General features: G+C 73.8%; 12 protein-coding genes. 7 read left to right on the top strand and 5 right to left on the bottom strand.

Features of this window, described 5'->3' with window-relative positions; translation table 11 throughout:
• Window positions 1-28: 28 nt before the first annotated feature.
• Together AB0I32_RS05435 and AB0I32_RS05430 are read right to left on the bottom strand one after the other, a co-directional pair.
• Window positions 29-757, bottom strand: coding sequence for a glycosyltransferase (locus tag AB0I32_RS05435; protein WP_357444731.1), 729 nt, complete (start codon window positions 755-757; stop codon window positions 29-31).
• A 264-nt stretch (window positions 758-1,021) separates the two neighbouring features.
• Window positions 1,022-1,846, bottom strand: coding sequence for a DUF5926 family protein (locus tag AB0I32_RS05430; RefSeq protein WP_357503663.1), 825 nt, complete (start codon window positions 1,844-1,846; stop codon window positions 1,022-1,024).
• 88 nt (window positions 1,847-1,934) lie between these two features.
• Here AB0I32_RS05430 and AB0I32_RS05425 point away from each other — a divergent pair, with 88 nt between their 5' ends.
• The gene (locus AB0I32_RS05425) at window positions 1,935-3,215 is read left to right on the top strand and encodes a CoA transferase (RefSeq protein ID WP_357503660.1); all 1,281 of its coding nucleotides are present in this window, start codon (window positions 1,935-1,937) and stop codon (window positions 3,213-3,215) included.
• A 31-nt stretch (window positions 3,216-3,246) separates the two neighbouring features.
• Here the strand turns inward: AB0I32_RS05425 and AB0I32_RS05420 are convergent, their stop codons facing one another.
• The 3 genes from AB0I32_RS05420 to AB0I32_RS05410 form a co-directional block, all read right to left on the bottom strand.
• Entirely contained in the window at window positions 3,247-4,098 is an 852-nt protein-coding gene (locus tag AB0I32_RS05420; protein WP_357503658.1) for a hypothetical protein, read from the bottom strand.
• Between the two features lie 246 nt (window positions 4,099-4,344).
• Window positions 4,345-5,760 (bottom strand): hypothetical protein, encoded by a 1,416-nt coding sequence (locus AB0I32_RS05415; RefSeq protein ID WP_357503656.1) that lies wholly within the window; start codon window positions 5,758-5,760, stop codon window positions 4,345-4,347.
• A gap of 172 nt (window positions 5,761-5,932) precedes the next feature.
• Entirely contained in the window at window positions 5,933-7,411 is a 1,479-nt protein-coding gene (locus AB0I32_RS05410) for a glutamyl-tRNA reductase (RefSeq protein WP_357503654.1), read from the bottom strand.
• Window positions 7,412-7,460: 49 nt separating this feature from the next.
• Here AB0I32_RS05410 and hemE point away from each other — a divergent pair, with 49 nt between their 5' ends.
• From hemE to hemL, 6 genes are all read left to right on the top strand, one after another.
• A complete protein-coding gene (hemE, locus tag AB0I32_RS05405; RefSeq protein WP_357503652.1) occupies window positions 7,461-8,546 on the top strand; it encodes a uroporphyrinogen decarboxylase in 1,086 nt (361 codons plus the stop codon).
• A gap of 26 nt (window positions 8,547-8,572) precedes the next feature.
• Window positions 8,573-9,958, top strand: a complete 1,386-nt coding sequence (locus tag AB0I32_RS05400) for an FAD-dependent oxidoreductase (protein WP_357503650.1) — start codon at window positions 8,573-8,575, stop codon at window positions 9,956-9,958.
• An 86-nt stretch (window positions 9,959-10,044) separates the two neighbouring features.
• Complete coding sequence (gene hemC, locus AB0I32_RS05395) at window positions 10,045-11,115, top strand: hydroxymethylbilane synthase (protein ID WP_357503648.1); 1,071 nt, start codon at window positions 10,045-10,047, stop codon at window positions 11,113-11,115.
• Window positions 11,112-12,068, top strand: a complete 957-nt coding sequence (locus AB0I32_RS05390) for a uroporphyrinogen-III synthase (RefSeq protein WP_357503646.1) — start codon at window positions 11,112-11,114, stop codon at window positions 12,066-12,068. Before hemC ends, AB0I32_RS05390 begins: the two co-directional genes overlap by 4 nt.
• Window positions 12,069-12,126: 58 nt before the next feature.
• Window positions 12,127-13,125, top strand: coding sequence for a porphobilinogen synthase (gene hemB / locus AB0I32_RS05385; protein ID WP_357503644.1), 999 nt, complete (start codon window positions 12,127-12,129; stop codon window positions 13,123-13,125).
• A gap of 5 nt (window positions 13,126-13,130) precedes the next feature.
• Entirely contained in the window at window positions 13,131-14,492 is a 1,362-nt protein-coding gene (gene hemL, locus AB0I32_RS05380; RefSeq protein WP_357503917.1) for a glutamate-1-semialdehyde 2,1-aminomutase, read from the top strand.
• Window positions 14,493-14,499 lie beyond the last annotated feature (7 nt).

Below are 14,499 nucleotides of genomic sequence, written 5' to 3'. Positions count from 1 at the left end.
ACGGGGCACGCGCGGTGGCGCCCGCGCATCAGCTGCGGACGTTCGAGCCCGCGTGCCGCACCGCGTCCACCGCGCCGCGCATCTTGCGCGCGTTCACGGCCAGCAGGACGTCGCGGTACTGCGCGGCGCGGTGGATCTGTCCCTTGAGGTCGTTCGTCGAGGCGCGGTGCTTGAGGTCGCAGGGCACCTCGACGGCGACGTACCCCTTGCGCAGCAGGTCGATGGTCATGCCCGTCTCGACACCCCAGCCACGCGCCAGCGGGGTGGCCGCCTCGAAGGCCTCACGGGTGAGGCAGCGCATGCCGGACAGCGGCTGCGACGGGCTCCAGCCCGTCATCGCCTCGATCGCCCGGCGGGCCGCGCCGACCACCATGCCCCGCCCGCCCGCGCCCGCCTGCTTGGGCAGCAGGGCGATCGCGAGATCGGCCACGCCCTCGCGGACCGGACGGACCAGCGGTGCCGTGTTCACGGCGGTGTCGCCGAGGTCGCCGTCGATGAACATGAGCAGGCGCGGCGGGCGACCGTCCGCGTCGCGCATCGCGACGACTGCCGCACCCGTCTCCATCGCGGCGGCCTTGCCGCGATTGTGCGAGTGGCGCACGACGACGGCACCGGCGGCACGCGCGACGTGCTGCGTGTCGTCCTCGGAGCCGTCGTCGACCACGAGCACGAGGTCGACATGAGGGATCGCGCGCGCAGAGCGCACGGTCGCGGCGATGCGTTCGGCCTCGTCCTTGGCGGGGATGACCGCCGCCACCCGCTGGACATTCTTGCCTGCCTGAGCATTGCCGGGACGCGTGGTCTTCGCGACCGGGAGAGCGTTCACACCTGTCCTGCCTGAAGCGTCGATTTGCCTTGGTGGGTGACCGGATAGTCCTTTGCTTGGTGAGTGCAAAGGTTTACCCCTGGAATCCTACTCCCTTGGTCCGCTAGTTGCCGAAACCTGGACCGCTCGTGACGATCTTCGGTGACTGCCGACGCGTTCCGGGCCGCTCGCGAACGACCGGCCAGGGGGTCCGGACTAACGCAGGGTGACCTGCCGGGAGACGATACCTGCTCTGGCGCGTCGCTCGTTCGCATCAAGCGGCTCCTTGATGGAAAGTGCTTTCGCGAGCCTCTCGCCGAGCTCCGTCGCCGGGCCCTCGAGATCGGTCGCCTCGGTGCCCTTCGGCAGCTCCCATACGGGTACGACCAGGCCTGACGCCCGAAACGCTCCCACGAACTTCCCACCCGCCAGCCCTGACTCCCGCTTTGCGTGCAGACGAGAGAGCGCGTCGATCAGGTCGTCCTCCGGTTCGGGACGTGCCCAGCGCAGGAACTCACGCGTCATGCTGCACCAGTAGGCCGACTCGACGGAGGACACCTTGACCGTGGGGATCGCGCCGTCGGCGGCGTCCTCCAGGCTCTCCTTGAGCTCCGGCGTGATCTCGGCGCTCGGGTCGAGCCAGAAGTCGAACGTCTCGTGCACGGTGACCTCGAACGGGACGCTCAGGTCGAGCACGTCCTGCAGGCGCGGGCCCTCACCGGGCAGCTCACCCGACTCGACCGCCGTACCCGGCTCCAGCTCCAGCGCCTCGAGGAGGGCCGCCGCGAGGTCGCGGCTGACGTCGCCGGTGCTCAGGATTCCCTGCACGGCGAGCAGGATCGCGCCGTCGGCGCGGTGCAGAGCGGTCCATGCCCCCGGCAGCAGCGTCACGATCGTGACGTCGCGCGAGCCGTACTCGGCGGTGGTGCGAGCCGTCGCGGTCGCTGACGGGACGATCTCACGCATCGCCACCCAGTCGGTCTCCCCGGGGAGACCTTCAAAGGGCCGGAGCACGAAGTCGGAGGAGGGGTTCTTGGCCATGCGGCGAGTGTATCCGCGCGCATGCTCCCAGATCTGTCCGGCCGGTGATGTTTTCGGAAACTGGTCGAGCGCGGCTGATGATGGAGCGGTGGAACCCTGGCTCGCCGCACACCTGCCCGTGCTCGACCTCGCGCTCGACGCCGTCCGAGCCGTCCAGCGCGCGTCCGCCCGGACCGATCCTGTCGTCCACCCTGATCCAGCAAGAGTCGCCACGGCCTTCGCCTCCGACCGGGTCTTCGCGCTCGACGGACGACCCATGGAGGCGTTCGCCCCGCTCTCCGGCTTCTTCCGCACCTCGGACGGCTGGGTCCGCACCCACGCGAACTATCCGCACCACCGGTCACGTCTGACCGCCCTCGTCGGCCTGCCCGACGACGTCGGGCGCCCCGCCTTCGCCCAGCGGCTCGCCGAGCTCGCGGGGCAGGAGCTGGAGGACCGTGCGGCCGGCCCTGCGACGGGCTCGGAACCAGGCGGCGGCGCGATAGTGGCGCGCGTGCGGACCGAGCAGGAGTGGCGGGCGTCAGCGCAGGGACGCGCGGCGGCGTCGGGCCCCCTGGTGCGGACCGCGCAGCGATCCGCGCCAACGGGTGCCCGACGGCGCCGCGTGGCGCAGGTCCCGCTGAGCGGCGGGGCGCCTCTCTCCGGTGTCCGGGTGCTCGACCTCACGCGCGTGGTCGCGGGCCCCGTCGCCACGCGGACGCTCGCCCTGCTCGGCGCCGACGTGCTGCGGGTCGACCCGCCCGCGCCCGCGGAGATCGAGTGGCAGCACCTCGACTCGGGGCAGGGCAAGCGCAGCACCGTCCTGGACCTCCGGGACGGTAGTGACCGCCGTACCGCTCAGGAGCTGCTGGACGCGGCTGACGTGCTGGTCACCGGCTATCGGCCAGGTGCGATCGAGGGGCTCGGTCTCGAGGCACCGCGTGGCGTCGTGACGGGCAGGGTCTCCGCATGGGGCGACACCGGACCGTGGGCCGGCCGCCGGGGGTTCGACTCGATAGTGCAGGCGGCGAGCGGTATAGCCCTGCTGGAGGGCCGGGACGGGGTGCCGGGGGCGCTGCCCGCCCAGGCTCTCGACCACGCCTCCGGCTACCTGCTCGCGGCGGGGATCGTGGAAGCGCTCGTCCGCGAGGACGACGGGCCGGGCGTCGACGTGTCAGTGTCGCTCGCGCGCACCGCGACCTGGCTGCTGGACCGGCCGGGGCGAGACCCGCTGCACCCGGCCGCCGCGCCGCCACCGGCGAGCGCGACCGTCACCCACGCCGGGGTCACGACGGCGCGCCCGGCCCTTCCGGAGCACGACGACTACCCGCACCCCGCACACCGGTGGGGCACCGACGCCCCGACCTGGCACCCCGGCTCACCGAGGTAGAACCCCCGGCGAGCCGGGACGACGAAGCAGGTCAGACGCGGACGTGGCTGCGGCGCGCGACCAGGAGCGAACCCGCGCCGCCGATCACCAGGGCGCCGGCGGCCGCCGTCAGCGCGGCCGCCTCGGCGCCGGTGGTGGAGAGCCGGGCCGGGGCGTCCAGCGTGACCTCGGCGAGGGTCGTCGCCTCCTGCTCACTCTCGGACGGGACATAGGCGGTGAGCTCGGCCCCCGCGGTGTCGGCCGCCGTCGGCCTGCCCTGCCACTGCTGGCCGGGGGCCTGGACTGCCGCCGGCTCCAGGCTCTCTGACACGTCGGGCGCGGCGTCCTGCACGGGGGCGGCGACCTCGGCCACCACCGGTTCCGCCTTCTCGACGGGGGCGGCCTCAGGAGCGGCGGGCCGCGGGGCGACGTCCTCCGGCTTCGGCGCGGGCGCCGCGGCCTCGTTCAGGTGCTCCCGGATCGCCTCGCGCACCTGCTCGCGGTCCTGATCGTCCCAGCCGCCCTGCCAGTCGTCCTGGCCCTGCCAGTCGTCCTGGCCCTGCGAGTCGGTCTGGCTCATCGTCTCGGCACCACGGTCGCAGCCGCCCCGCTGGGACCCGTACTGCGGCACGTCGTAGTTCGGCTCCGAGTAGCTGGAGGGCTCGTACGAGCGCGGGGCTCCGGCGTCCTGCCCGTGGCCGCGGTCGTAGCCACGGTGCTGACCCCCGTCATAGCCACGGCCGTCGTCGGCGGAGTGGCCGCGGTGACCGTCGTGGCCACCGCCGTCGTGCGCCATCGCGGGGCTGGCGACGGCGGTCGCCGCGGTGGCGAGCGCGATCGTCGCCACGACGCGGGAGGCCGTGGTCTTGGCGACGGACGAAGGCTTGACGGCGGCGTGCTTCATGAGAGCTGCTCCAGCTGGTCGACTACAACTGCCCGGAACCCGGGGACGCGACGACGTTACCGGATGGGAATAGCAGGAAAAAGGGGTGCATCGGAAAAACCAGTAGGCAAGGTAACGATCCGGTAACAACGGACAGAAGAATGGAACCTTGGTAAAGCCCCGGAAAACGTAAACAGGGTGGAGCGCCAATGGCGCTCCACCCTGCTACGTCAAGGTCGAAGAGGCTGGGGTCCTCTTGTTCTCAGCTCAGGAGTTGCCTCCCAGCAGGCCACCGGTCAGGCCGCCCACGAGACCGCCGGTCAGGCCGTCCACCGTGTCCGTGACGCCACCGACGGTGTCCGTCACGGCGCCGCCGGCGACACCCTCCACGGTGTCCGTGACGGGCTTGGCGACGCTGCCCACGGTGTCCACGACGGGCTTGGCGACGCCGTCCACGACGACGTCCTTGACGATCGGCTTGGCGACGCCGTCGACGACCGTGTCCTTGACGACGGGCTCCACCACGTTGCCGACCACGTTGTCCTTGACGACACCCTCGACCACACCGCCGAGGACGACGTCCCCGACGACCGGCTTCGCGACGTCGTTCACGACGCCCGGAACCACGTCGCCCGTCACGGCGCCCACGGCGCCAGGGACGACGGAGCCGGCGACGTCGCCGACGGCCGCCGTGGCGCCCGGGACGACGCTGCCCTGCACGGAACCGACCGCGCCCGGGACGACCTCTGTGGTGACCGGCCGGACGATGCCGTCGACCGCGACGTCGCCCACGACGCTCTCGAACACACCGGCGGCGGGGGTGGTGACCTTGGCCACGACGCCCGGGACGCCGGCGACCACGCCGGGAACCTGCGACACGACGCTGTTCACCACGCCGCCCACGCCACCGAGCACGCCCGGCAGGTTGGCGGTGAGACCGGCGATCGGAGCGGTCACGCCGCCCAGGACGTTCGGCAGGTTGCGGATCACGTCGGCGACGGTGGACGGCACGCCGTCGACCGTGCCGGTGGCGGTGTCGACGGCCCCGCCGGCGACACCGGTAGCCGTGCTGACCACGCTGCCGGCCGCACCCGTCGCGGTACCCGCGACGCCGTGCACGACGTCACCCTGCAGTGCGCCGCCCGCGACTCCACCGACGACGCCGGTGGCGGTGCCCACGGCACCCGTGGCGGTGCCGACGACGTTGCCGCCGAGCACGTTCGAGAGAGCCGACCGGGCGGTTCCGGTCACGCCGGAGACGGCCGAGCCGTTGGTCACGCCGGAGACGGCGGAGCCGTTGGTCACGCCACCCACGACGCTCGAGACGACCTGGGGTGCGGCGCCCTTGAGGGCACCCGACACGTACTGGGCCGGCTTGTAGTTCGGCGCGAGGGCGGTGGTGGGGGCGATGGAGGCGGGCAGCTCCTTGACCACGGCCTCGGCCTCGGCCACGGGCGCGGCCTTCGTGAGCTCGCTCAGGTCGATCGACGTCGACGAGAGGGCGGGAAGGTTCGACTTGAGGCCCTCGGTGGTGGTCCCGAGGTCACCGAGCGAGTCGAGCGGCGAGGCCTCTGCGGCCATTGCCGGGGCGGCCATGCTCGTGGCCGCCGTTGCGATGGCGACGGTCGCGATGGTCCGCGCGCCCGCCGATACGGTCTTCTTCTTGTGTGCTGCGTGCTTCAAGAGTTGCTCCAGCATCTCGTTGCGCATGAGCGCGTTCGGTCCTTGAGCCACCGAACTTAGCCCTCACCCCCGGGTGAATAAAATCACCCTCGTTACGGTTTGGTAACGATGGCCGAATTGGACCCTAGAAACCGGTCCGTCCCGCTTGTTCCGCCAGTGAACGCCTGAAGCGTTATCGGCGGCGCGAGGGATCGGCGTCTCGGTGGGCGGACGCTTCCATCGTCAGCGCCTCCGCACCCTGCACCAGAGCGGCCTCGGCGGCCCGCGCCTCGGCGGTGGCCTTCGCCCGGACGTCGACGATCTTGTCGTGCAGCTCGGCGTGCACGCGCTTGCGCACCTCGCGGGCGATGACCTCGACGTCGGCCTCGTCCGGGGCGGGCTCCCCGTGTGCGGCCAGCTCGGCGGTGAGCCGGGCGACGGAGTCGGTGATCTCGGCGGCCACCCGGACCTCCGCCTCGTCCAGGAGGGCGACCACCGCGGCGTCGGCCTCCCGGCCCAGCCGGGTCTCCTCGAAGCGCCGGGCGGCCGTGTCCACTATCCGCTGCGCCTGCGCGACGACGTCGTGCGCCACAGCGGGCGCGTGCGCCTTCAGGGTGGCGAGGTCGAAGAGCAGCACGCCCTCGACGTCGGCAACGCCCGGGTCGACGTCGCGGTGCAGCGCGAGGTCCAGGATCACCAGCGGCCGGGGCTCCGGTTCGTCGCCGGCCCGGTCGGCGGCGCGCTCCCGCGCGCGGACCAGCGCGGCGGCGTCCAGGACGTGACCGAGGCTCGCCTCGGGGCCGTTCTCGGTCACCAGGCCGGGGAGCACCGTCGAGCCACCGAGGTTCCCGGCCACCATGGCGCTGAGCCGCTCGTCCGGGGACTCCGCCTGCGCGGCGGCCGCACGGCCGCGAGCGCCGCTGCAGCTGACCACGAGGTCGGCGTCGGCGAGCGCCTCGACGAGCGAGTCCACGGGCTGCACGCCGTGCGACTCGGCGAACGCCTCGGCGCGACCCGACTGCGAGTAGACGCGGATGTCGTCACAGCCGCGTGCCCGGAGGGCGGCGACGGACGCGCCCGCATAGGAGCCGGTGCCGATGAGCACGGCGCGCGCGCCGTCCCACGGCGGCAGCTCACGCTCGGCGAGATCCAGCGCGAGGGCGACGACGGACCGGCCCGCCGCACCCAGCTCGGTGTCGGTGCCCACCCGCTTGGACGTGCGTGACGCCGTCTGGAAGAGCAGCTCAAGGGTCTTGGACGTGGTCTCCTGCTCGCGGGCCTCCGCGAGCGAGCGCTTCACCTGGCCGGCGATCTCCCGCTCGCCCACGACCATCGCGTCCAGGCCTGATGCCACAGCGAACAGGTGCTCGGTGACCTCGGGCCCGGTGCGGACCGTGAAGCTGCGCGCGGCGACGTCGCCCGTCACACCCGATGAGCGCGCCACCAGCTCGGCCACGTGGCGCGTCGCGTGCCGCACGCTGTCGCCGCTCAGCGGCGCGTCGACGTCGAGGTAGAGCTCGAAGCGGTTGCACGTCGAGATCACCACGGCGCCCGCGACGGGGCCGCAGGAACCCACGACGACGCGACCCACTGACGACGAGCCCGTGGACAGGCGTTCCAGCGCGTCGAGGTCGAGCTCGCGGTGGCTGGCGGTGAGGGAGAGGAGAACCACAGTGCTCCAACTTTATGCACCCCGGCGCGGCAGGGCAGAATCGGTCAGCGTGAAGTCCACCACGATTGCCCCTGCTCATCCGCTCGCCGACGGGCGGACCTCTGCCGCACCCCTGGTGCAGGCCCTCCGGGGTGATCGTCCTGGCCGTACGCCCGTCTGGTTCATGCGCCAGGCCGGCCGGTCCCTCCCCGAGTACCGCGAGGTGCGCAAGGGCACGGGCATGCTCGAGTCGTGCCTGCGGCCGGAGCTCGCGTCGGAGATCACGCTGCAGCCCGTCCGCCGGCACGGGGTGGACGCCGCCGTCTTCTTCTCGGACATCGTGGTGCCGCTCAAGCTCGCCGGGGTCGGCGTGGACATCAAGGCGGGGGTGGGCCCCGTCATGGACCAGCCCTACCGCACGGCGGACGACGTCGCCCGCCTCACCTCCCGCACGCTCGACGACGCAGCCCTGGACCCGATCCGGGAGGCGGTCGCGCTGACCGTCGCCGAGCTGGGCACCACGCCGCTCCTCGGTTTCGGCGGGGCACCGTTCACGCTCGCCGCGTACCTCGTCGAAGGCCGGCCGTCGCGCGACCACCTGGCCGCGCGCACCCTGATGCACGCCGACCCCGCGACCTGGGACGCGCTCGTGACCTGGACCGCAGACCTCACCGGGGCGTTCCTCCGGGCACAGGTCGAGGCGGGAGCGAGCGCCGTGCAGCTCTTCGACTCCTGGGCGGGTTCGCTCTCGCTCGCGGACTACACGTCGCGCGTCGCACCGTCGTCGGCCCGGGCGCTCGCCTACGTGGCGGACGCGGGCGTGCCCGCCATCCACTTCGGGACCGGCACCGGGCACCTGCTGCCCGCCATGCGCGACGTCCTGGTCGCCGCGGGGATCACCGACCACGCCGTCGGCATCGACTACCGGACGCCGCTCGACGAGGCCGCCGCCCTGCTGCCCGGCGTGCCCCTGCAGGGCAACATCGATCCCGCCCTGCTGGCCGCGCCCTGGGACGTGCTGGAGGCGCACGTGCGCGACGTGGTCGCCCGCGGGGCGGCGGCGCCCGGGCACGTGGTCAACCTCGGGCACGGTGTGCCGCCCGAGACGGACCCGACGGTGCTGACCCGCGTGGTCGAGCTGGTGCACTCGTTGTGACCGGGGCGGCCGACCCGGCCGATCCGATGGTCGAACGAACCGACGCCGTCGTCGTCGGCGCCGGGATCGGCGGGCTCGTCGCCGCGCACACGCTCGCGGCGCGCGGGCTGCGCGTCGTCGTGCTGGAGGCGGCCGACCGGGCCGGCGGGCCCATCCGGGGCGGGGCCTTCGCCTCGCTGCCGGACGTCCCGCTGGACCTCGGCGCCGAGTCGTTCGCGGTGCGGGGCGGCCTTGTCGAGCAGCTGGCGGAGGAGCTGGGGCTCACCGTCGAGGCGCCCGCAAGGCTCACCGCCTGGGGTTACGCCGCCGGACGGGCATTCCCGCTGCCCGCCGCCGGGGTGCTCGGGATCCCCTCGCGGCCGTGGGCCGCGGACGTGCGGCGCGCGATCGGCTGGCCGGGCGTGCTGCGTGGGACCCTGGACCGGGTGCTGCCCGCCCGGTTCGTGGACACGACCAACCTCGGGACGTTCGCCCGGTCGCGGCTCGGGTCCCGGGTCACGGACCGGCTCGTGACGCCGGTCGCGGCCGGGGTGCACTCGGCGCCGCTCGACCGGCTCGACGTCGCCGCCGTCGCGCCCGGGCTGCTGGACGCGTACGCGCGGACCGGGTCCCTCTCGCGGGCGGTGGCGTCGCTGCGGGCTGCCGCACCCCCTGGTTCGGCGGTGCGTGGGATCGACGGCGGTGTCCACGCGCTGGTGGACGCCCTGGTGGAGCGGCTGGACGTGCGGCTCGGGGCGCGAGTGGTCAGCGTGCAGTGGGCGGACGTCGACTGGCTGGCCCGCACCGAGGACGGCCGGGTGCTGCGCGCGCCGCGTCTGGTGCTCGCGACCCGTCCCGAGTTCGAGGCCCGGTCCGGCGGGCTCGCCCTGCCGCCCGCGCCCGAGCGCGGCGCCGACATCCGCCTGGTCACGCTCCTTCTGGAGGCGTCGGAGCTGGACGCCGCCCCGCGCGGCTCCGGGATGCTCGTGGCCCCCGGCACGGCGCCGGGCGCCGTCCGCGCCAAGGCGCTGACCCATGCGACGGCGAAGTGGCCGTGGCTGGCCCGGCGGGTACACGACGCCGCCGGGCCGGGACGGCACGTGGTGCGGCTCAGCTACGGCCGCATCGGCGAGCCGACGCCGGAGCCCACCGCCGGGGAGGCCGCCCGCGACGCATCGGCGCTGCTCGGCGTCGACCTGACCGGCCGCGTGCGGGACGTCCTCCACCAGCACTGGGACGGCGCGCTCCCCCCGCCGACGCCGCCCTACCGGGCCGCGGTCAAACAGTTCGAGGAGACCGTGCTGGCCGAGCCCGGCCTCGACGCCACGGGCGGCTGGATCGCCGGCACGGGTCTGGCGGCGATCGTCGGGCATGCGCGGCGCACTGCCGAGCGGCTCGGCGAGCCCGGAACTGCGCCGGACAGCGCGTTCTGACAGAACGTTCTGACAGTCCGCCAGCAAGGCTGTGAGATAGGCCGCCGCGTTTCCTCCAGGCGGGGGTTCGGGTGGAGACTGGGATAGTGACCCCGACCCCCCTCGTCGTCAGCACACCAGGAAGCGTCCCGGAAGACGCCACGCCGATCCGTCTCGGTACGCGTGCGAGCGCCCTCGCCACCACCCAGAGCGGCCTGGTGGCCAAGCGCCTGGAGGAGCTGACCGGCCGAACGGTCGAGCTGGTGCACATCCGGACCGAGGGTGACGTGAAGACCGGCAGCCTGGCCAGCCTCGGCGGCACCGGCGTCTTCGTGACTGCCCTGCGGGAGGCGCTGCTCGACGGCCGCTGCGACGTCGCCGTCCACTCCCTCAAGGACCTGCCGACCACCCCAGCGCCCGACCTCACCTACGTGACGCCCGAGCGTGCCGACCCGCGCGACGCCCTGTGCGCCCGCGACGGCCTCACCCTCGCGACGCTCCCCCACGGGGCGCGCGTGGGCACCGGATCGCCCCGGCGCGCCGCGCAGATCCGCGCCGCCCGGCCGGACCTGGAGGTCGTCGACATCCGCGGCAACGTCGGTACCCGGCTCAACCGCGCGCTCGGCCCCGACGCCGACCTCGACGCCGTCGTCCTCGCCTACGCGGGCCTGGCCCGGCTGGGCCGCACGGAGGTGATCAGCGAGGTGCTCGACGTCGACGTCGTGGCCCCGGCACCCGGCCAGGGCGCGCTCGCCGTCGAGGTCCGCACGGCGGACCTGGTGTCCCCGTCGCACGAGGCCCGTCGTGTGGCCGACTCCTCGACCGGCTCGGGACACACCCTGGCCGAGGCGATCCACCTGCTCGACCACCGCCCGACCCGGCTGGCGGTCCTCGCCGAGCGTTCGGTGCTGGCGCGGCTGGAGGCCGGCTGCGCCGCGCCCGTCGGGGCCTACGCGACCGTGGAAGGCACCGTGCTCCGGCTGCGGTCCGTGGTCGCCGCCGTCGACGGCACCGAGCAGATGTCCCGCGGCGGGGAGGCGCAGCTGTCCCAGGACGTCGCCCCCGAGGACCTCGACGACGCCGCCCGCGCGCTCGGCGTCTCCGTGGCCGAGCACCTGCTGGCCGACGGCGCGGAGCGGCTCGCACCGCTGAGCGCGACCGTCCCGGAGAAGGCGTGACCGGGGCGGTCCTCCCCACCGAGCCGGCCGACTCCGCCGGACACGCCGCGGTGCTGGTCGCGCGCGCGCCGGCACGGGCCGCCGGGCTGCTCGCGCTGCTGCGCGAGCGAGGGCTCGACGCCGTGGCGGCGCCCGTGATCGAGCGGGCACCCGTCGAGGACCACGCGGAGCTCGACGACGCCCGCGAGCGTCTCGCCCGGGGCGCGTACGACTGGGTGGCGGTCACGAGCGTGAACGCGGTGGACGCGCTGCTCGGACCCACGGGCGAAGAGGCCGAGGAGGCGCGGGGCGACACCACGTCCCCGGGGTCCGTTGCGGAGAGTAGACAACGTCTACTCAGGGCAACACACTCCACAGTCACTAGCTCTCCCCCGGACGACACGCCGTCCGCAGCCCTTCCGGCCGGCACGCCGGACGCGGCCGACCGGACCCCTGCCTGCCCCGTCCGGTGGGCCGCCGTCGGACCGGCCACGCGGCAGGCGCTGATCGCCCACGGGCTGGTCGTCGACCTGGTACCCGAGGTCGCGACCGGCGCCGGGCTCGCCGACGCGTTCCCCGTTGCGGCCGTCGCAGACGCCACGACCGCCGGGAACGCGGCCCGCGCCGGCGGCCACGTGCCCCGCGTGCTGCTCCCGCTCGGGAACCTCGCCTCCGACACGATGCGCGCAGGGCTCGAGGCCAAGGGCTGGACCGTCGACGTCGTGACGGTCTACCGGACGGTCACGCGCGAGCTCCCCCCGGAGCTCCGACGGCCGTACGACGTCGTCGTGGTCGCCTCGGGTTCGGCCGCCCGCCAGGTCGCGGCCCAGCTGGGCCCGCAGCGCGTGGTCGCGATCGGCGAGCCGTCGGCTCGCGCAGCGGGCGCCGTCGGGCACACGGTGCTCGCGACCGCCGCCGAGCCCACGGACGAGGCCCTGGCCGTGGCCGTGGCCGAGGCACTTGTCAGCATCTGATGCACACAGCCGGCCCCATCGTCATCCGCCTCATCCTCAGAACAGAGAGAAGGACACCTTGAGCTCCACCGGGATCGTGTACCGACCGCGTCGCCTGCGTGCCACACCCGGCATGCGCCGCCTGGTCGCGGAGATTCGGCTGCACCCGGCCGACCTGGTGCTGCCGCTCTTCGTCAAGGAGGGGCTGACCGAGCCCGCGCCGCTGACGAGCATGCCAGGGCAGGTGCAGCACACGGAGGAGTCCCTGGTGGACGCGGTGCGGGCCGCACGGGACGCGGGGCTGGGCGGCGTCATGCTGTTCGGCATCCCGACGGTCAAGGACGCGACCGGCTCGCAGGCCGACGCCGAGGACGGGATCCTGCAGCGGGCACTGCGGGCGTCGCGCAAGGTGCTGGACGAGGTTCCGGCGGGTACGGCTACCCCCGTCCTCATGGCGGACACCTGCCTGGACGAGTTCACCGACCACGGCCACTGCGGCGTCCTGACGTCCACAGGGGCTGTGGACAACGACACGACGCTCGCCCGCTACGCCTCCATGGCGGTGGCGCAGGCGAGGGCGGGCGCGGACGTCATCTCGCCGTCGGGCATGATGGACGGCCAGGTCGCGATGATCCGCGACGCCCTGGACGACGCGGACTTCCTCGACACGAGCATCCTTGCCTACAGCGCCAAGTACGCGAGCGCCTACTACGGCCCGTTCCGCGAGGCCGTGGACTCGGAGCTCAAGGGCGACCGCAAGACGTACCAGATGGACTACGCCAACGCCCGCGAGGGCCTGCGCGAGGCCGACCTGGACCTCGCCGAGGGCGCCGACATCGTCATGGTGAAGCCCGCCGGGTCGTACCTGGACGTGCTGCGCGCGGTCGCCGACCGGAGCGACGTGCCGGTGGCGGCGTACCAGGTGTCGGGCGAGTACGCGATGATCGAGGCGGCGGGCGCGAACGGCTGGATCGACCGCGACCGGGCCGTCCTGGAGTCGGTGACGAGCATCAAGCGCGCGGGCGCTGACGTGATCCTCACGTACTGGGCCCTGGAGATTGCGGAGTGGATCAAGTGAGCGAAGTGATCGAGACCCAGGCCCTGCGTCGGGCGCCCGAGGCGAACCACGCGGCGTTCCTGCGTGCGCAGGGCGCGATCCCGGGCGGTGTGAACTCGCCCGTGCGCGCCTACGGCAGCGTGGGTGGCGACCCGCGGTTCCTCGCGTCCGCCAGCGGTCCGTACGTCACGGACGTCGCAGGGCGCGAGTACGTGGACCTGGTCTGCTCGTGGGGTCCGGCGCTGCTGGGGCACGCACGCCCCGAGGTCGTCGCCGCCGTGCAGGACGCCGCCGCGCGCGGCCTGTCGTTCGGCGCGCCCACGGTCGCGGAGGTCGACCTCGCGGAGGAGGTCCGACGGCGGGTGCCGCCGGCCGAGCGCGTCCGCCTCGTCTCCACGGGTACGGAGGCGACGATGACGGCCATCCGCCTCGCGCGCGGGGTCACGGGCCGGCCGCTCGTCGTGAAGTTCGCCGGGTGCTACCACGGGCACATGGACGCCCTGCTGGCCGAGGCCGGCTCCGGCGTCGCGACGCTCGCGCTGCCGGGTTCGGCGGGCGTGACAGAGGCCACCGCCGCCGAGACGCTGGTGCTGCCCTACAACGACCTCGCGGCCGTCGAGGCGGCGTTCGCGCAGCGCGGCTCGGAGATCGCCGCCGTCATCACAGAGGCGTCGCCCGCGAACATGGGTGTGGTGCCGCCCGCCGAGGGGTTCAACGAGGGGCTGCGGCGGATCACGGCGACGCACGGCGCGCTGTTCATCATGGACGAGGTGCTCACGGGGTTCCGCGTGGGCCCGTCCGGCTGGTGGGGGCTCGAGAACGAGGCCATCCGTGCCGCGGGGGGCGAGGGCTACACGCCCGACCTGTTCACGTTCGGCAAGGTGGTCGGCGGCGGCATGCCGGTGGCCGCGCTGGGCGGGCCGGCGTCGATCATGGATCACCTGGCGCCCCTCGGACCCGTCTACCAGGCGGGCACGCTGTCGGGTAACCCCGTGGCGGTCGCCTCTGGTCTGGCAACCTTGCGGCTGGCCGACGACGCCGTGTACGCCCACGTGAACGAGGTGTCGCGGGTGCTGTCGGACGCCGTCGGCGCGGCCCTGTCCGCCGCGGGCGTGGAGCACCGCGTGCAGCGCGCGGGCTCCCTGTTCTCGGTGTTCTTCGGCCCGCTGGCCGCGGCGTCGGGCGTGCGCGACTACGCGCAGGCCCAGGCCGCCGAGACGTACCGGTACACGCCGTTCTTCCACTCGATGCTGGAGTCCGGGGTCAACCTGCCGCCGTCGGTCTTCGAGGCCTGGTTCGTCTCCGCCGCGCACGACGACACCGCGGTGTCGCGCATCCTCGATGCCCTGCCGGCGGCGGCACGCGCGGCGGCGACAGCGTCCGCCTGATCCCTGC

It is taken from the genome of Promicromonospora sp. NPDC050249, assembly GCF_040656015.1.
Lineage (GTDB): Bacteria > Actinomycetota > Actinomycetes > Actinomycetales > Cellulomonadaceae > Promicromonospora.
Note: the sequence above shows the minus strand (reverse complement) of the source record. Positions and strands in the feature narration are given on the sequence as shown.